The following is a 17,795-nucleotide window of genomic DNA, read 5'->3' as shown; positions in this document are numbered from 1 at the left end:
CGTGCCGTCCCTCGCCCGGCCGATGGACCCCGCCCGGTATCGTGCCACATCGCGACCCGGCTACGTTCCTAGCCGCGAAGGTCGTGGGCCAGGCCGGCTGCGTCGAGCGCGGCGGCGAGGGACGCCGGCGAGATCGCGCCGGCGCGGAGCAGCCGCGGACGCCGGACCGTGCAGTCCACGACGGTCGACGGGGCCACGCCCCGGGCAGGGCCGCCATCGAGGACCAGATCGACCATCGCCCCGAGGGCTGCGGCGGCCTCTGCCGCGTCGTGGGCATCCGGCTCCCCGGAGCGATTGGCCGAGGTCGTCGGGAGCGGGCCAACGGCTCGAGCCAGGGCGCGGGGCGTCGCGTGGTCCGGCAGTCGGACGCCGAGGGTCCTCGTGTCGGCGGTCAACGCCCGCGGAAGGCGCGCCGCGCGCCGGAGCGGCAGGACGAGGGTGAGTCCGCCCGGCCAGCCCGTGGCCGCGAGGGTCAGCGCGGCCTCCGGCAGCTCCACGAGCCGCTCCACCTGGTCGAGCGCGTCGACGAGCACGGTGATCGCCTTGTCCGGCGGGCGCCCCTTCGCGGCGAAGAGGCGCTCGATGCCGCCGGCCGTTCGAAGATGGACGGCGAGGCCGTAGACCGTGTCCGTCGGGATCGCGACGAGGCCGCCGGCCTCGAGGACCCGGATCGCCTCGCTGCGACCGGCGTCCGAATCCTCGACCACGCGCGGGCCGGTCACGCCGCCCCCGTTCGAGAGACCACGAGCCTCTCGAGGATCGTGGCGACGCCTTCGACCTCCACCGGCGGCGCGACATGGCGGGCCACCTCGATCACCGCAGCGGGAGCGCCGGCCATCGCGACGCCATGACCGACCGCCTCGATCATCTCGAGATCGTTCCACTGGTCGCCGATCGCCATCGTCTGCGCGAGCGGGACGCCGAGCCGACGGGCGAGCCAGCGCACTGCGCGGCCCTTCGAGACGCCGGGGGCGAGGAACTCGATGAAGCGCGGGTGGCTGATCGTCGCGGTCGCCCGTCCGGCGAATCTCCGCCGCGCCTCGGGGAGGGCCGCGGCGATCGACGCCTCGTCGCCGACAGCGAGGACCTTGGTGATCGGGTGGCCGATCGCGGCCACGAGGTCCGGAACGAGCTCGGCCCGGGCACCCATGAAGCTCGAGTAATCGTCCGCGTTCGGGTCGTCCGCCCGGAGGATGAACCGCTCGAGGTGGTTGAGGTGCGGGTCGAGGCCATGGTCGCGCGACCACACGACGACCTCCCGGGCGATCTCGGCCGCCATCGGGGTGTGGACGAGCAGGCGCCCGAGGACCGGACGCCGTCCCTGCGGATCGACCGCCGCCGGCATCGCCCGGATCAGCGCCCCCTGGTAGGCGATGAGCGGGTCGCTGAGGCCGAGCGCCTCAGCGAATCGCATCGCGCTCGACGCCATGCGGCCGGTCGCGATCGCGACGTGGACGCCGTGGGCGCGCGTGGCCGCGACGGCGGCTCGCGTCCGTTCCCCGAGCACGAGGTCGGCACCCACGAGCGTTCCATCGATGTCGAGGACGACGAGGCCGATCGGCAGGCGCGACTCAACCACGGGCCGGCCCGCCTGACGGCTCGGACGGCGCTGGACCGATGCGGGCGACGCGTGGCTGACCCGCGAGATCTCGCTCCACGGTGCACGGCCAGCCCGGGACGGACTCGGCGGCCGCGTCCACGATCGCCGCCGCCTGGTCCGCGCCGATCTCGAGGAGCGCGACGCCGGCCTCCGTCACGGTCTGCGGCAGCCGCCGCAGGAGTGCGCGGATGACGCCGAGCCCGTCGGGGCCGCCGTCGAGCGCGAGCCGTGGCTCGAACGATGCGGCGACCGGCAGTCCGGCGATCTCGGCCGTCGGGATATATGGGAGGTTGGCGACGACGACATCGAACGGAAGCGGGACGACCGGAGGGAGGAGGTCCGCCTCGACGAACCGCACGCGATCGGCGACGCCGTGACCGACGGCGTTCTCGCGGGCCAGGTCGAGCGCCTCCGGCGACAGGTCCGTGCCGAGGATCTCGACGTCGGAGAGGCTCCGTCGGCGGCGGAGGGCGACGGCGAGCGCGACGGCGACCGTGCCGCTCCCTGTCCCGACGTCGGCGATGCGGAGCGGCGGGGTGCCCGGCGGTCGCGGTGACGCGACAAGGCGGCGCATCGTCTCATGCTCGGCGAGCTCGACCAGAAGCTCGGTCTCCGGCCGCGGGATGAGCGCTCGAGCGTCGGATGAGAGGGCCAGGCCGAAGAACTCCTTGAAGCCGCGGATATAGGCGACCGGTTCGCCGCCCGCCCGTCGCTCGAGGTCCGCGGCGAAGGACGCGCGCTGGCCATCGGCGACCGGCGCCTCCGGGTGGGCGAGGACGGCGGTCCGCTCCACCCCGAGCGCGCGGGCGAGGAGGAGTTCGGCATCGATCCGGGGGCTCTCGGACCCGGCCTCGCGGAGGCGGTCCACTCCAGTCCGGAGCAGCTCGGCGACGGTCGACACGATGTGGTGCGACGCGGTGCGGTCCGCTCGTCGGCGCCGACCCGAACGGTCGCCCGCCGAGGGCGTCAGGCCGCGCCGTCCTCCACGAGATTCGCGAGCCGATCCGCCTGGTCGGTCGTGATGAGCGCGTCGATGAGGCGGTCGAGGTTGCCCTCGAGGACCCCCGGCAGATTCGAGAGGTCGAGGCCGATGCGATGATCCGTCACCCGATCCTGGGGGAAGTTGTAGGTCCGGACCTTCTCGGACCGATCGCCCCCGCCGACGAGGCTCTTGCGAGCAGCCGAATCGGCCGCCCGCTGGGCCGCGAGCTGGCGGTCGTAGAGCCGCGATCGGAGGACGGCGAGCGCCTTCGCCTTGTTCTTGTGCTGGCTCTTCTCGTCCTGGATCTCCACGACGAGGCCGGTCGGGAGGTGGGTGATCCGGACGGCCGAGTCGGTGGTGTTGACGCTCTGGCCGCCCGGACCGGACGACCGCTTGACGTCGATCCGGAGATCACGATCCTCGTCGATCTCGATCTCGACCTCCTCCGCCTCGGGCATGACGACGACGGTCGCCGTGCTGGTGTGGATCCGGCCGGACGATTCGGTCGCCGGGATCCGCTGGACGCGATGGACGCCGCTCTCGAACTTCAACCGCGAATAGGCGCCGTCCCCGGCGATCTCGACGATCGCCTCCTTGATCCCGCCGATACCCGTCTCATTGACGTTGATGAGCTCCGTCCGGTATCGATGCTGCTCGGCATAGCGTAGGTACATCCGGAGGAGCTCGGCTGCGAAGAGGGCCGCCTCATCGCCGCCGGCGCCGGCGCGGATCTCCATGATGACGTTCTTGTCGTCGTTGGGATCCCGGGGGAGGAGGAGCATCCGCAGCTCGTCGACCTGGCGAGCCTCCGCCGCGGCAAGGCGGTCGACCTCGTCCCGAGCCATCGTCCGGAGGTCATCGTCCGATTCGGACTCCCGCATCTCACGAGCTCCGGCGAGCTCCCGGCGGGTCGCCTCGAGCAGCCGGTAGGCCCCCACGACGGGCTCCATCCGCGCGAGTTCGCGCCCGAGCCGGCGAAGCGCATCGGGGTCCCTGAGCGTCTCCGGTCGGGAGATCTCGACATTCAGAGCGTCGTACTGCCCGGCGATGTCGGCGAGCTTGGCGTCGATCGCGCTCATCGAGCCGGCGGGCTCAGCGGATCGCGTCGTCGACGGCGACGGTCGACAACGGGTCCGGGATGTCGACCGCGGGCGCGGGACCTGCGCCGGGGAGCATCGCGAGCGGCGCCCGCGGGAACTCGGCGCTGCCGGACGGCACCGTCGCGCCGTCGGCGAGGAGGGCCTCCTCGAGCGCGACGATCGCGACCTCGATCATGTCGTCCGTCGGCTGACGGGTCGTGATCATCTGGACCCAGATGCCCGGCAGGAAGAGCGCGTGGACGACGGGATTGGCCCGGTGGCGGGCGCCCCAGCGGAGGAGCTCATAGCCCGCCGCGGCGATGACGGGGATGAGGACGATCCGGCTGCCGACCATGACGAGCGGCTCCTGCCTGCCCACGAGCGAGAAGGTGAGGATCGAGAGCGCGACGACGATGACGAGGAACTCGGTCCCGCAGCGCTGGTGGGCCGTCGGATAGCGTCGGACGGCATCGACCACGAGCGGATCGCCGGCCTCGAGCGCATGGATCGACATGTGCTCCGCGCCGTGGTACTGGAAGACACGACGGACATCCGGCGCCCGCGAGATGAGGAGGAGGTAGCCGATGAACAGGCCGACCCGGATCAGTCCCTCGACGAGATGCTGGACGAGGCCGTTCTGAGCGCTGCCGGCGGCCGCACTCGCGAGCACGAGCGGCAGGACGAAGAAGATGCCGATGCCGAAGAGGAGCGTCAATCCGAGCATGAGGGCCACCGCGCCACGGCCGAGCTCGATCCCCTCCCCGCTCGCCGCGACCGAGGCGCTCCGGACGAGCCAGCGCGTCCCGACGACAAGCGTCTCGTAGAGGACGACGAGCCCCCGGACGAGCGGCCAGCGCGACGAGGCGCGCCCATGGAAACCGCTGTCGAGACGTTCCGTCGCCGTGACGATCCGGCCGTCCGGCGCCCGCAGGGCGACCGCGATGGCGTCGCGGCCGCGCATCATGACGCCCTCGATGAGGGCCTGACCACCGTACGCATAGCCGGGCATGGCGGAAGTCTACCCGGCCCCGCCGCCGGCCCGGCTGGCCGGGCGGCTCGATGACCGGACGATCAGGCTCGCGTCGAGCGCTCGAGCCGCTTCTGGAAGCGCTCGACCTGACCGGCGGTGTCGATGATCGTCTGCTTGCCGGTGAAGAACGGGTGGCACTGGCTGCACACGTCCACCCGAAGCTCGGGCCGGGTGGAGCCGACGGTGAACGAGGAGCCGCACGTGGCGCAATGCGTCACGGCCTGGTGGTACGTGGGATGGATGCCGGTCTTCACGGGGTTCTCCTCCGCCGCCGTCCGCACGGGTCGCTCCCGCCGGTGGTCGGTCGGTATGGCGTCGGTCATCCGACGCCGGGCTGGCTAGACGGTCGCTTCAGCCGTGGCGGCGGCGACCGGTCGGGCGGGCAGGCCGTCCGGGACGACCCGGATGCGCTTCTTCGCCTTCGTTGCATGCTCGAACTTCACGCGACCCGTCACGGTCGCGAAGACGGTGTAGTCGTGGCCGAGACCGGTCCCGGCGCCGGAGAGGAAGGTCATCCCGCGCTGCCGGACGATGATGGAGCCCGCCGGGACGAGCTGTCCGTCGCCGACCTTGACGCCGAGCCGTTGGCCGACACTGTCGCGGCCGTTCTTCGAGCTGGAGCCTGCTTTCTTGTGGGCCATCGGGCTTACGTGTCCTTCTTCGTGCGCGGGCGCTTCGGCGCGTCCGCAGCCGGCGCGTCACCGGCGGTCGGGGTCCGCGGGCCCTTGGCGGGCGCACCGGTCGCGGGCTTGCCCGACTTCGGTGTGCTCGTGCGTGCCGTGGCGGGCGTGTGGGCGGGCTTCGCGGCCGAGGCCTTCGTCGTCGCACCCTTCGCGGTCGAGCCGGGCTTCGCGGTCGAGGCCTTCGTCGCGGCCTTCGTCGTCGCACCCTTCGCGGTCGAGCCGGCCTTCGTGGTCGTCGCGGCCTTCGCCGTCGCTGCCGAGGCCTTCGCCGCATCGGCAGCGAGCCTGGACGCGAGCGCAGTGTCCTCCGCGGCCTGCCGGGCGGCGGCCTCCTCGAGGCGCTGTCGCTCGGTCTTCGCCGCCGCCTGGGCCTTCCGCACCGCCTCCGCCGCACTCTTGCCGCCGAACACGATGTCGGCGACGCGGAGGATGGTGAGCTCCTGGCGATGGCCCTTCTTCACGCGCCGGCGCGCCTTCGGGCGGTACTTGAACGCAATGACCTTGTCACCGCGATCGAACCGCACGACCTCGGCACTCACGGTCGCGCCGTCCACGACAGGCCGACCGATCGCGGTGGTCTCGCCGTCCGCGACGAGGAGCACCCGATCGAGGGTGATCGTCTGGCCCGGCTCGACCTCGAGCAGCTCGACCTCGAGCTCGGTCCCCACCTCGACGCGATACTGCTTGCTGCCGGTCTCGATGACTGCGTACATGGATCCTCAGGTCGTGCGGCTGCCGGCGGGCGAACCGGGCGCGGCTGGACATGCCGATGCGCCCTTCGTCTCCAGGCGCGGGAGGCGGAGTGTACGCGTCCGCCACGCGGACCGTCAAACCGTGGCGCGGCTGCCGCGGCGCCGCGGGCCACGGTCAGCCGCTGATCTCGGCCCGTTCCGTGAACACGGCCGCGACGATGAGAGCGCCGACGAGCCAGGCCGCGACGATGATGACTGCCTGGTCGGGCGGCAGCGGATCGGCGATGCCGCCGCCGTTCGCCCCGGTGGTCGCCCGGGGAATGACCGCATTCGCGGCGTTGAACGGGAGGTACCTGACGATGTCCGGCAGGAAGATGCCGGCGAACTGCTCCCCGAAGTAGACGCCGATGCCCGTCCCGATCCCGGCGAGCTGCGACCGCGCGATCGTCGCGATGGCGAAACCGAGCGCGCCGGCCTCCGCGACCGCGAGCCAGCCGCGGGCAAGCTCGTCCGGCAGCCGGCCGATGGTCGCCGCGTCGCCGAGGCCGCTCGTCGAGACTCCCGCAAGCCCGGCGGCGAGGAACGCGACCACGACGCCGACGAGATAGGCGAGGACGAGGCCGAGGCCGAGGAAGACGGCGACGGCGACGAACGTGGCGACCATGTACCGGCTGCGGCTCTCGCCGCGCGCGACGGCGTTCTTCAGCGTGCCCCAGCTCCACTCCGAGCCCGCGATGGCGGCGCCGTAGATGACGGCGAAGAGGCCGCCGAGCCCGAGGACGAACGAGAGGACGAACGAATACGCACCGGGGAACGTGACGAGCAGGAGCGCCGCGGACCGACCCGTCTCGGTCGGCTGCTGCTTCGCGGTCGCCCCCACCGCGAGGAGAATGAGGGCGAGCAGGCCGACGAGGAGGCCGAAGCTGATCCACGTGACCATCCGTCGAGCGAGCTTGCGCAGCCCGGAGGCGAAGACTCTCACGCGCCGCTCCCCCATCCGCTCGGAAGGGCGCTCGCCGCGGCCGCGCCGGCGCGACCTGCCCGATCCGCCGGCGTGGCCGCGCCGGGCGTCGACGCATCGGCGGTGAGCTCGAGGAAGAGCGTCTCGAGGTCGCTCCCGGTCTCGAGACCTGAGGCGAAGATCCCCGCTGCCGCGAGATCGCGATTGATCCGCACGGCCTCCGTGCGACCGCCGGCCACGCTCAGCCAGGCGATCTCCGCCGCGTCCGCCCCGCTGGCGGAGCCATGTTCCTGGACGGTGGGGGTGGTGCCGACGGTCCCGGCGACGACCCCGCTGGCACGCTCGAGCTCGGTGGTCGCGACCCGGACGCGGACGACCCCCTCGCTCTCGAGGAGGTCCCGCATGAGGCCTTCGCGGATGAGGCGCCCGCCGGCCACGATGCCGACCACGTCGGCGAGCTGCTGGACCTCGCCGAGGATGTGACTCGACACGAACACCGTCTTGCCGTTCGACGCGAGATAGCGGAGCGTGTCGCGCATCGCGACGATCCCGGCGGGATCGAGCCCGTTCGCCGGCTCGTCGAGGAGGAGGAGCTGGGGGTCGCTGAGGAGCGCCGCCGCGATCCCGAGCCGCTGGCGCATCCCGAGCGAATAGCGGGAGACGGCGTCGCTCGCCCGGGCCGTCAGACCGAGCAGCTCGAGCAGCTCGTCGATCCGGCGGCGCGGTACGCGGGCGCCGGTCGCGGCGAGGACGCGCAGGTTGTCGCGTCCGGACAGGTACGGATAGAAGGCCGGCGACTCGATGAGCGCTCCCACCTCGAAGAGCCGATGGCGGTCACCGCGCCCGAAGGGCCGGCCGAGCATCTCGATGCGTCCCGAGTCGGGGTGGATGAGTCCGGTCAGCAACCGCATCGTCGTCGTCTTCCCGGCTCCGTTCGGCCCGAGGAAGCCGTACACCACGCCGGCCGGGACGGACAGGTCGAGGCCGGCGAGGGCGACCCGCTTCCCATAGCGCTTGTGGAGGTCGCGCGTCGACAGGGCGAGCCCGTCCGTCTGGCCGGACTTCGTGCTGGTGGTCATCCCCGGTCATCCGTCATCACTGGAGCACCCAGTGTACGGCAGGGACGCCGGCGCACCACGTCCGCCGCTTGGCACACCACGCCGATCGGGACCCTCACCCGGCCGATCGAGACGCTCACGAGGGGAGCGGCTCGTCACCCGTGATGACGACCCGTTCGCGGATCGCCTGCTGGATCCGCATCGCGCGGCCGGTCCGCGCGGCGATCGCGGCGACCAGCTCCGCCGGCCGCCCCATCGGACCATCGCCGCCGAGCCGGAGGCGCATCCACAGACCGAACTCGCCGCTCCCCGCGGTGTCCGCGGTGTCCGCGGGGCGGGCCTCGATCGCCATGGATCGCAGCGCGATGAGCGAGGGGCGGATATCGATCTCGACCGTCCGCCCGCCCTTCTCTCTTGGGACTGCGATCCGGTCCGCGGACACGAGCGCGGCGATCGCCCCCGCGAGGGCACCGGGCACTGCCGGATCGCCGCTGTCCACGCCGACGATGATCCGGTAGTCGGCGGCCGCGATGGATGCCGTGAGCGCGGGCGCCCCCGGCCAGACGTCGTACAGGTCGGCGAGCAGGAGACCGGCGGGGAGGACGCCGGCGAGCGCCTCACGCACCTCATGGATCCGGCGCCGCTCGGCGAGCCCGAGATCGAGCGGCTCGCGCTCGCCAGCCATCCCCGCCGGCAGGGGCGGACCGAACCACAGCCGCGGTCGCGGCGTCGCGCCTTCGGCCATCGCGACCGGCAGACCCGACCGGACGACGGCGGCCTCCCAGTCCGTCACGAGCGCCCCGGCGAGCGGTGCGTCCACGTTCGCGAGGGAGGCGATGAGGAGCCGCCAGCGCTGGCGGATCCCGGTCATCGAGCCGCGGTCCGGGAGGTCACGTCTGGTAGTCTGCGCCAACGATGGTGGAGGACGCCCACTCCCGATCCGTTGCGGTCCCCACCGCCCCGTCGGACGCGGCCGTGCCGGGTCGCGGCGGCCATCGGCTCCGGCGGCCGACCCCCCGCGTCGCCCTCGTCATCGTCGCCGCGGTCGCCCTCGCGTTCGTCCTCTACCTCGGCCGGGACGCGCTCAGTCCGTTCATCGTCGGGCTCCTGCTCGTCTATCTCCTCGACCCGGCTGTGGAGCGGCTCGGCCGGATCGGCCTGCCGCGCGGCCTCGCGATCCTCCTCCTCTACGCGGTCCTCGTCGCGGTGGTCGTGGCGGCCCTGAACCTCACGATCCCGCCGCTCGTCCAGCAGGTCGGGCAGTTCTTCGGCGACACGCCGAAGCTCGCGGCGCTCGTCCAGGACCAGCTCGTGCGGCTCCGCCAGGCGTACGAGTCGCTCCAGATCCCCGCGCCGGTCCGGGCGACGGTCGACCAGTTCCTCGCCCAGGTCGGTCGGGGGACCACGTTCAACCCGAGCGATGTCCTGCCGGTCTTCAACTCGGTCGCGGCGTTCGTCGCCTCGACGTTCGGGTACCTCATCATCCCGGTCTGGGTCTTCTACCTCCTCAAGGACCTGCCGTCGCTCACCCGGTCCTTCGATCGCTCGCTGCCCGACGAGTGGCGCGACGACGTCTGGGCGGTCATCCGCATCGCCGAGCGGGTCTTCGGTCAGTGGGTCCGCGGCCAGATCGTCCTCGGGACCACCGTCTCGCTCGCGACGTTCCTCGGCCTCGTCTTCCTCGGCCAGGTCGTCGATCCGATCTTCTCCCAGTTCGCCCTGTTCCTCGCCATCCTCGCCGGGCTGCTCGAGCTCCTCCCGATCCTCGGCCCGATCATCGCGGCCGTCCCGCTCGTCCTCCTCGGGGCGACGGCGAGCGCCCAGGCCGCCCTGGCGGCGCTGCTGCTCGCCCTCGCGATCCAGCAGCTCGAGAACTACCTCCTCGTCCCGAAGATCCAGGGCGGGGCGGTGAAGCTTCATCCCTCGGCCGTGATGTTCGCCCTCATCCTCGGCGGCGCCATCGCCGGCCTCCTCGGCGCGATCCTCGCCCTCCCGATCGCCGCCACGGGCCGCGACATCTTCCGTCACCTGTTCCGACGCCTCGGTCCGGCGGCCATCGACCGCCAGGCCGGTGGCGGGACGACCGCGAACCCGACCGCGGACAGGGCCCCATGACCAACCGGGAAGCCGAGGCGGGCCAACCACTCGATCCCTACAAAGCCCTCCAGGTGGATCCGGAGGCGGACCCGGAGGTCATCCAGGCGGCCTACCGGCGTCTGGCGCGAAAGTGGCATCCGGACGTCGCGGTGGGGCCGGACGCCGCGGCACGGATGGCGCGGCTGAATCGCGCGTGGGAGATCGTCGGCGATCCTGAGCGCAGACGGGAGTACGACCGGATCCGGGCGGCGGTGGATCGCGGAGCGGCCAGCGCGAGCGAGCGGACCGCGGACGGCGCCGGATCAGTGGGCCCGCCGCCGGGCAACGCGTCGGGCAGCGTCCTCAACTTCGGGCGCTATGCCGGCTGGTCCCTCGGGGAGATCGGCCGCGCCGACCTCGAATACGTCGAGTGGCTGGACCGGACGCCGATCGGGAGGCCGTATCGGGAGGAGATCGACGCGATCCTCCGTCGCACCGGCCGACGACGAACCGCCGCGGCCGAAGCGGCACAGCGCCGCGGCCTGTTCCGGCGTCGATGACGGACGACGCCACCCTCCGGATCGTCGAGCTGTTCGTCGGGCTCGTCGCCGCGGCCTCGATCGTCGCGCTCGTCGCCCGCCGCCTCGGCCTGCCGTACAGCGTGGCGCTCGTCGTCCTCGGTCTGTGCATCGCCGCCATCGGGCCCGGACTGCGTATCTCGATCACACCCCAGCTCGTCCTCGTCGTTCTCGTCCCGGGGCTCGTGTTCGAGGCGGCCTACCGGCTCGACATCGAGGAACTGCGCCGGACGTCGCTCGGCGTCGTGGTCCTCGCCGTGCCCGGCGTCCTCATCTCGGCGGTCACCGTCGCCCTCCTGCTCTCGCTCACGGGGCTCCCGTTCGGCCTCGCCTTCATCGTCGGCGCGATCACGTCGGCGACGGATCCGGTGGCCGTGGTTGCCACCTTCCGGGCGCTCCATGCGCCCCGACGCCTCTCAACGCTCGTCGAGGCCGAGAGCCTCTTCAATGACGGGACCGCGATCGTCGTGTTCGGTCTCGCGGTCGCCGCGCTCAGGACGCCGACATCGCCGGTCGATGCCGTCGTCTCGTTCACGTCCATCGTCGTGGTCAGCGCCGCGATCGGGGTGCTCCTCGGCGTCGTCGCCACCCGGATCATCGCGTTCGCCGACGATCACCTCGTCGAGCTGGCGATCTCGGTCGTCCTCGCCTACGGGACGTACCTGCTCGCCGATCGGCTCCAACAGTCGGGCATCATCGCCACGGTCGTCGCCGGGATCGTCCTCGGAACGTACGGTCGGCGGATCGGGATCGCGGGCCGGACGTTCGACGCGCTCGACGCGACGTGGGAGTTCGCCGCCTTCCTCCTCACCGCCCTCGTGTTCCTCCTCATCGGACTCGCCATCACCGTCGGCCAGCTCGCGACGGACGCGCCCGCCATCGCCCTCGGCGTCGTCGGGATCCTGCTCGCCCGCGCGGTCGTCGTGTACGGGCTCCTCGGCGGCGCGGACCGCCTCGTCCACCGCGCGCGGCACGGGCCCCCGATGCCGATCGGCTGGCTGCACGTCCTCTTCTGGTCCGGCCTGCGCGGCGCCATCGCGGTCGCCCTCGCCCTGTCGCTGCCGGCGGACCTGGCGGAGCGGATTCACCTCCAGGGCATCGTCTTCGGCGTGACCCTCTTCACCCTCCTCGTCCAGGGTACGACGAGCGACCTCGTCCTCCGTCGGCTCGGGATCAGGGACGGCGGGCGGGCTGCGGAGGTGGTCTGACCGACGGAGTCAGGATGGGGGGCGTGCGATACGCCTGGACGAGTGGCCCGACGACCGGGCCCACGGTCCCGGATCAGCCTGTCACCACTCCGCGCGCATCTGGCGGATGTTCACGCTCTGGAGGATGCCGAGCCCGAAGGCCAGGCTGATGAGCGAAGCGCCGCCATGGGTGACGAACGGCAGGGGGATACCGGTGATCGGCATGAGCCCGATGACCATCCCGACGTTGACGACGAACTGGAAGAAGATCATCGACCCGACCCCGGCCGCCACGAGCAGCCCGAACGGATCGCGGGAGCGCCAGCCGGCGACGAGGACTCGCCAGATGAGCGCGCAGAAGAGGAGGAAGACGACGAGGGCGCCGATGAATCCGAGCTCCTGACCGAGCTTGGCAAAGACGAAATCGGTCGTCTGGACCGGAAGGAAGCTGCCGTCCGCGGTCCCGTTCGTGAGGCCCTTGCCGAACGGCCCTCCCGAGCTCACCGCCGTTTGCGCCTGGAGGAGCTGGAAGCCCGAACCCTGGGGGTCGGCGGCGGGGTCGAGGAAGCTGATGAGCCGCTGCTTCTGGTAGTCGCGGAGGACGTACGTCCAGGCGATCGGGATCGCCGCGAGGATCACGGCCACGAGCGCGCCGAGCCAGCGGAGACTCGCCCCCGAGAGGAACAGCATCCCGATGAGGATCGCCCCGAAGACGAGTGAGGTCCCGAGATCCGGCTGCAGGGAGACGAGGATCATCGGCGGGCCGACGAGGAGACACGCTCCGAGGATCGGCCAGGGGCGATCGAGCGAGCCCTGCCGGCGAGCGAGGTAGTTGGCGAGGACGATGATCATGAGGATCTTCGCGATCTCACTGAACTGGACCTGGAACGGCCCGATCGAAACCCAGCGGGCGGCGCCGCCGAGTCCGTCGCCGATCGCGAGCGAGAGGACGAGGATCCCGAGGTTCACGAAGTAGAGCGGCCAGGCGAATGTCCGGAACCACGTGTAGTCGAACGCGGTCGCGAGGGTGAAGACGACGATCGCGAGCCCGGCCCACATGAGTCCCCGAACGAAGGTCGAACCCGGGGCGAGGACGGCGACGCCGCTCTCCACGCTGTTGCTGTACGCCATCGCCAGTCCGAAACCGGCGAGGAGCAGGGCGTAGATCGTGAGCTGGAGGTCGTAGGCCCGCCAGACAGCGCCGATGGAACGAGCGGCCCATTGCTGGGCGCGAGCGGGTTCGACCCGGAGGACGCCCATCAGCCGCCGCCGTGACGCATGTCAGTTGCCGCCATAGAAGTTGCCCTTCGCGAGGAGGGCCGGCAGGCGAAGATCGACCTTGAGGTTGTAGTGGAGCTGCAGGTAGTACTTGGCCATCTCCGTCGCGACGTTGCCGACCGTGTTCGCGTCCTGGGCGAAGGCGACGACCGCCAGCTGCGAGTCGGGCTTGCTCACATCGCCGTGCGCGGGGACGAAGCCGACGAACCACTCGTGGAACGGCAGGCGGCCCTTGCTGTCCCGAACCCCGAACTCGGCGGTGCCGGTCTTGCCGGCGACGACGATCGGCAGATCGACGAGGTTGTACGTCATGCGGCTCTCGACGACCTGGCGGGCGGCGAGCCGCATGATCTGGAGATCGGCGGTCGGCGCCGGGACCTTGCGGATCACCTTCGGCGCGAACGGCCGGACGATGGAGCCGTCCGGGCCGAGGATCTCGCGCACGACCTGGGGCTGGTACAGGGTGCCGCCGTTGGCGAGGGCGCAGTAGGCATCGAGCAGCTGGAGCGGTGTAGCGGTGTCGTAGCCCTGGCCGATGCCGGCCTGGGCCAGCTCGCCCTCCTGCATCGGCTGGCCGAACGTGTCCTGCTTCCATTGTTCGGTCGGGACGATCCCGGACACTTCGCCCGGCAGGTCGATCCCGCTCGGCCGCCCAAAGCCGTACTGCGACGCCCAGTAGGCCAGACGGGTCACGCCGAGGCGCATCGCCACCTGGTAGAAGAACGTGTCGCTCGAGAACGCGAAGCCGTCCTGGAGGCTGATGTCGCCGAAGCCACCCGAATGCCAGTCCCAGAACTTCGTGTTGCCGATCATGATGTACGAGGCGGTGTGGAGCGTCTCGGTCGGCGTGATCTTCCTGTCCGCAAGGGCCCCGGTCGCGGTCACGAGCTTGTACGTCGACCCTGGCGGGAACTGCTCGGCGATCGCGTGGTTGAGGAGCGGCTGGTCCGGGGCGTTGAGGAGCGCCTGGTAGGCCTTCGAGCTGATCCCGGTCGCGAAGGCGTTGTTGTCGTAGGTCGGCTCACTCACCATCGCGAGGATCTCGCCGGTCTGCGGGTTCTCGACGATCATCACCGCGCTCTTGAGGTTCGCCGTCTTGAGCGCCCAGTCGACCGCCTTCTGGGCGAGTTCCTGCTCCCTCACGTCGATCGTGAGCCGGAGGGAATCGCCCGGCACGGCCTGCTGATTCGTCTCGAGGACCTGGAGCAGTCGACCCGACGCATCCCGCTGCACGGTCTGCGTGCCGTAGGTCCCGCGGAGCTGCTGCTCGTAGACGGCCTCGACGCCCGTCTTGCCGATGAGATCGTCCGACAGGTAGCCCTGGCCCTGGAGCGCGCTCAGCTCCTGCGCGTCGATCGGTGCGGTGTAGCCGAGGATCTGGGAGAGGAGCGGTCCGTCGAGATAGCGGCGCTGCGTTTCCACGGCGACCACGACCCCGGGGAGGCTCGATCCCTCCTCCGAGATGAGATCCGCGGTCGCCTTCGGTACAGCCTGGGCGATCCGGACCAGGTCGTAGCGCGAGCCAGGGCTGCCGTCGATCGCCGCGTTGATGTCCCCGACGTTCATCTTGAGCAGCGTCGCGAGCTGCGCGACGACGCGGTCGCGTTCCGTGTTCGGGAGATCGGCCGGCCGGATCTTCACCGCGTAGCTCGGGTCGTTCACGACGAGCGGTCGCCCGAGGCGGTCGTAGATGAGGCCGCGCGTCGAGGGGATCGCGACCTGGACCGTCGTGTTCGCGGTCGCCTGGCGGACGCCCACAGCGACGTTCGTCACCTGGAGGAAGAACAGGCGACTCGTCAGGCCCGAGACCGCGAGGACGACGACCACCCCGAAGGCGACGAATCGCAGGATCCGACGGTCGGCGGCGGGGCTTTCGCCGGTCACCGAGTTCACCAGTCCACCCGATCACGCTCGGCCTGCCGAGCGTGGAGCCGGACGACGAGCGGTCCCACGATCGCTCCGATGGCCGCGTCGAACAGCGCGGTCGGAACCATCGCGGCCAGACCTTCGCCGAGGGGGACCGGTCCCCGGAGCGCTCGGGTGATGAGGAGATAGAGCGACGTGTACATCAGACTGCCGAACAGGACGGCGATGACCGGCCGAACATAGCGGCCTCGGGTGACGACTCGCCCGCCGAGGGCGACGGCCCCCACCGTCAGGAGGAGCGCGAAGGCCGTCGAACCGAGCGGCCGGGGCGCGAGAAGGTCGATGAGGAGCCCTCCGACGAAGGCCCAGGTGAGGCCGCCCTCGAACCCCACGACGATCGTCCAGATCACCGCGAAGACGAGGACGAGATCGGGTTGTGCTCCCCCGATCCGGAGGTATGGTGCGATGCTCGTGTCGAAGAGCGCGGCCACCACAGCGCCGACCGCAGCGAGAGTCAGGCTCATGACGGTCGATCCTCGGCATTGGCCAGGGTCGCGCGTCAGTGGGTCCGGTCGACCGCGACGACGGTGGCGACGACGTCGGGCGGAGTATAGGTCGGGCCTCCGGTGGAGGCAACGGACGGCCTGTCAAGTTGTGGACGGCCTGTCAAGTCCGGGTCGGGTGTGCGACGAAAACGTAGGTGTCTCGAGAGGCGAGCGTAGTCTGTGGTAGTCTGGTTGTTGATGCCGCAACCAGACCCCGGACAGGAGACCGCACCGTGGCACAGCGCTCGCTCCCAGACCTCGAGCAGCAGCGGGCCCGGCTCCACGCCGAGCTCGCCGACGTCGGCGACTTCCGGCGCGGTTCGCTCACCGAGAACTACCGCCGCTGCGGCAAGCCGAACTGCGCCTGCGCGGCGCCTGCGCATCCCGGCCACGGGCCACGGCACCTGTGGACCCGTTCGGTGGCCGGTGGCCCGACGAAGGGGCGTCAGCTCTCGGCGGGCCCGGAGGTGGACAAGGTGCGCCGGGAGCTGGCTCACTACCAGGAGTTCGTCGCGCTCAGCCACCAGATCGTGGCGGTCAACGAGGCGATCTGCGATGCCCGGCCGATCTCCCCGCTGGCCGCGGGCGAGCCGGCGAGGAACGGCGCGATGGGGCCCGAAAAAGGGGGCTCTACGCGGGCCTCGGGGCGGACTTCGCCGCCGAGGTAGCACCGGCTGGCCGCCCTGGCCGCAAGCTCGCTCGCCGCCGGCGACGCCGAGGGCCTGGCCGCGCTGGAGCTGGCGATCCGGACCGCGATGACCAGGCTCGGCGGCTCGCTGCTCGAGCAGCTGCTGGCCCTCGATACCGGCCACCGCGGGACGCGCATCGACTGCGGGTCGGGCCATCAGGCCACGTTCGTCGCCTATCGGACCAAGGCCCTCGACACGGTGCTCGGGCCGGTCGAGCTGCGGCGCGCCTACTACCACTGCACCGCGTGCGGCCACGGGGTGGTGCCGAGGGACACCGAGCTCGGCGTCACCGGGGCCTCGCTGTCCCCGGGGCTGGCCAGGATGGTGGCCCGGGTGGGTGCGGCGGCGCCGTTCGCCCAGGCCAGCGAGCTGTTGGCCGAGTTGGCTGGGGTCGAGCTGACCACGAAACGGGTGGAGCGCAGCGCGGAGGCCGACGGACAGGTCCTCGTCACGATTGCTGACCGGGAGGCGGCCGCGGTGCTCGCCGGTCGGCTGGTCCCGTTCGCTCCGGCCCCCCCGGTGGCCAAGCTCTACCTGGCGATCGACGGCACCGGCGTCCCCACCGTGCCCGCCGACACCGCGGGGCGGGCCGGCAAGTACCCCGACGGGCGGGCCCGCACCCGCGAGGCGAAACTCGGGGTGCTGTTCACCCAGGCCGGCCTGGACGAGGCCGGCCAGCCGATCCGCGACCCGGGCTCCTCGAGCTACCTCGCCACCCTGGAGCCCGTCGAGCACTTCGGTGCCCTCGTCTACGCCGAGGCGCGCCGGCGCGGCTCGGAGACGGCGAAGCAACTCGTCGTGCTCGGCGACGGGGCGCCCTGGATCTGGCGTCTCGCCGACCTGCACTTCCCGGGCGCGACCCAGATCGTCGACCTCTACCACGCCCGCGAGCACGTCCACGCGCTGGGCGCGCTGGTCGCGCCCACCCTCGGCGACGACGCTCCGGGCTGGCTCGCCGAGCGGCTGGCCGACCTCGACCGCGGTGACGTTCCGGCGCTGCTCGCCACCACCAGGAACCTCTCCCTCCCCGACGCGCAGACCCGCGAGGTCGAGAAGGCACTCGGCTACTTCGAGACCAACGCCGAGCGGATGCGCTACGCGCACTTCCGGGCACTCGGCCACTTCGCCGGGTCCGGCGCGGTCGAGGCCGGCTGCAAGGCCGTCATCGGCCAGCGGCTGAAGCTCTCCGGCATGCGCTGGAGCGTGCGCGGCGCGGCCGGCATCGTCAGCCTGCGCTGCCAGGAGGCGAGCGGCCGCTGGGAGGAAGTCTGGGGGCGCATCCACAACCAGACGACCGCGGCCTGACCGTCAGCACCTACAAATCTGTCGCACACCCGTCCGGGTGTCCGGGTCGGTCGCCTCGCCGCGTGTCGACCGCCGAGGCGATGTTGCACGTGCAACACGCAGCCTGACGCGATCGCCGACACGTCGCAGCTACGTAGGCGTGCAGGGGTGCCTGGCAGAGTGGTCCGACGATGGCTCGATGGATCG

The 17,795-nt window shown here is 71.5% G+C and carries 19 protein-coding genes; 5 read left to right on the top strand and 14 right to left on the bottom strand.

What is annotated here, in order from left to right:
- Positions 1 to 68 precede the first annotated feature (68 nt).
- The 11 genes from IVW53_03860 to IVW53_03810 all read right to left on the bottom strand — a co-directional run bounded on the left by IVW53_03860 (position 69) and on the right by IVW53_03810 (position 8,956).
- Positions 69 to 722, bottom strand: a complete 654-nt coding sequence (locus IVW53_03860) for a threonylcarbamoyl-AMP synthase (GenBank protein ID MBF6604698.1) — start codon at positions 720 to 722, stop codon at positions 69 to 71.
- Positions 719 to 1,579, bottom strand: coding sequence for an HAD family phosphatase (locus tag IVW53_03855; protein MBF6604697.1), 861 nt, complete (start codon positions 1,577 to 1,579; stop codon positions 719 to 721). The genes IVW53_03860 and IVW53_03855 overlap by 4 nt, the downstream gene beginning before the upstream one ends.
- On the bottom strand, positions 1,572 to 2,501 hold the full coding sequence (gene prmC, locus IVW53_03850) for a peptide chain release factor N(5)-glutamine methyltransferase (protein MBF6604696.1): 930 nt from the start codon (positions 2,499 to 2,501) through the stop codon (positions 1,572 to 1,574). Before prmC ends, IVW53_03855 begins: the two co-directional genes overlap by 8 nt.
- A gap of 65 nt (positions 2,502 to 2,566) precedes the next feature.
- Positions 2,567 to 3,652, bottom strand: coding sequence for a peptide chain release factor 1 (prfA, locus tag IVW53_03845; GenBank protein ID MBF6604695.1), 1,086 nt, complete (start codon positions 3,650 to 3,652; stop codon positions 2,567 to 2,569).
- A gap of 22 nt (positions 3,653 to 3,674) precedes the next feature.
- On the bottom strand, positions 3,675 to 4,670 hold the full coding sequence (locus tag IVW53_03840; GenBank protein ID MBF6604694.1) for a DUF1385 domain-containing protein: 996 nt from the start codon (positions 4,668 to 4,670) through the stop codon (positions 3,675 to 3,677).
- A 62-nt stretch (positions 4,671 to 4,732) separates the two neighbouring features.
- A complete protein-coding gene (gene rpmE / locus IVW53_03835) occupies positions 4,733 to 4,945 on the bottom strand; it encodes a 50S ribosomal protein L31 (GenBank protein ID MBF6604693.1) in 213 nt (70 codons plus the stop codon).
- Positions 4,946 to 5,029: 84 nt separating this feature from the next.
- A complete protein-coding gene (rpmA, locus tag IVW53_03830) occupies positions 5,030 to 5,332 on the bottom strand; it encodes a 50S ribosomal protein L27 (GenBank protein ID MBF6604692.1) in 303 nt (100 codons plus the stop codon).
- Between the two features lie 5 nt (positions 5,333 to 5,337).
- A complete protein-coding gene (gene rplU, locus IVW53_03825; protein MBF6604691.1) occupies positions 5,338 to 6,087 on the bottom strand; it encodes a 50S ribosomal protein L21 in 750 nt (249 codons plus the stop codon).
- A gap of 154 nt (positions 6,088 to 6,241) precedes the next feature.
- Positions 6,242 to 7,048 carry an ABC transporter permease subunit gene (locus tag IVW53_03820; protein MBF6604690.1) on the bottom strand — a complete coding sequence of 269 codons (807 nt, stop codon included), beginning with the start codon at positions 7,046 to 7,048 and terminating at the stop codon, positions 6,242 to 6,244.
- A complete protein-coding gene (locus tag IVW53_03815; GenBank protein ID MBF6604689.1) occupies positions 7,045 to 8,106 on the bottom strand; it encodes an ATP-binding cassette domain-containing protein in 1,062 nt (353 codons plus the stop codon). The genes IVW53_03820 and IVW53_03815 overlap by 4 nt, the downstream gene beginning before the upstream one ends.
- A gap of 115 nt (positions 8,107 to 8,221) precedes the next feature.
- Entirely contained in the window at positions 8,222 to 8,956 is a 735-nt protein-coding gene (locus IVW53_03810) for a DUF2344 domain-containing protein (protein MBF6604688.1), read from the bottom strand.
- A 44-nt stretch (positions 8,957 to 9,000) separates the two neighbouring features.
- Here IVW53_03810 and IVW53_03805 point away from each other — a divergent pair, with 44 nt between their 5' ends.
- From IVW53_03805 to IVW53_03795, 3 genes are read left to right on the top strand one after another with little or no spacing between them, the layout of a single operon-like run.
- Positions 9,001 to 10,200, top strand: a complete 1,200-nt coding sequence (locus IVW53_03805; GenBank protein MBF6604687.1) for an AI-2E family transporter — start codon at positions 9,001 to 9,003, stop codon at positions 10,198 to 10,200.
- Entirely contained in the window at positions 10,197 to 10,721 is a 525-nt protein-coding gene (locus IVW53_03800) for a DnaJ domain-containing protein (GenBank protein MBF6604686.1), read from the top strand. Before IVW53_03805 ends, IVW53_03800 begins: the two co-directional genes overlap by 4 nt.
- Complete coding sequence (locus tag IVW53_03795; GenBank protein MBF6604685.1) at positions 10,718 to 11,947, top strand: cation:proton antiporter; 1,230 nt, start codon at positions 10,718 to 10,720, stop codon at positions 11,945 to 11,947. Before IVW53_03800 ends, IVW53_03795 begins: the two co-directional genes overlap by 4 nt.
- A gap of 81 nt (positions 11,948 to 12,028) precedes the next feature.
- Here IVW53_03795 and rodA read toward each other — a convergent pair whose 3' ends face one another.
- From rodA to mreD, 3 genes are read right to left on the bottom strand one after another with little or no spacing between them, the layout of a single operon-like run.
- On the bottom strand, positions 12,029 to 13,186 hold the full coding sequence (rodA, locus tag IVW53_03790) for a rod shape-determining protein RodA (GenBank protein ID MBF6604684.1): 1,158 nt from the start codon (positions 13,184 to 13,186) through the stop codon (positions 12,029 to 12,031).
- A 21-nt stretch (positions 13,187 to 13,207) separates the two neighbouring features.
- Positions 13,208 to 15,097: a penicillin-binding protein 2 gene (gene mrdA, locus IVW53_03785; protein MBF6604683.1), complete on the bottom strand. Its 1,890-nt coding sequence runs from the start codon at positions 15,095 to 15,097 to the stop codon at positions 13,208 to 13,210.
- Positions 15,094 to 15,594: a rod shape-determining protein MreD gene (gene mreD / locus IVW53_03780; protein ID MBF6604682.1), complete on the bottom strand. Its 501-nt coding sequence runs from the start codon at positions 15,592 to 15,594 to the stop codon at positions 15,094 to 15,096. Before mreD ends, mrdA begins: the two co-directional genes overlap by 4 nt.
- 254 nt (positions 15,595 to 15,848) lie before the next feature.
- Here mreD and IVW53_03775 point away from each other — a divergent pair, with 254 nt between their 5' ends.
- Positions 15,849 to 16,283, top strand: coding sequence for a hypothetical protein (locus tag IVW53_03775; GenBank protein MBF6604681.1), 435 nt, complete (start codon positions 15,849 to 15,851; stop codon positions 16,281 to 16,283).
- Positions 16,284 to 16,289: 6 nt separating this feature from the next.
- The gene (locus IVW53_03770; GenBank protein ID MBF6604680.1) at positions 16,290 to 17,609 is read left to right on the top strand and encodes an ISKra4 family transposase; all 1,320 of its coding nucleotides are present in this window, start codon (positions 16,290 to 16,292) and stop codon (positions 17,607 to 17,609) included.
- Positions 17,610 to 17,795: the final 186 nt, after the last annotated feature.

It is taken from the genome of Chloroflexota bacterium (assembly GCA_015478725.1).
In the GTDB taxonomy this organism is placed as follows: Bacteria; Chloroflexota; Limnocylindria; order Limnocylindrales; family CSP1-4; genus C-114.
Note: the sequence above shows the minus strand (reverse complement) of the source record. Positions and strands in the feature narration are given on the sequence as shown.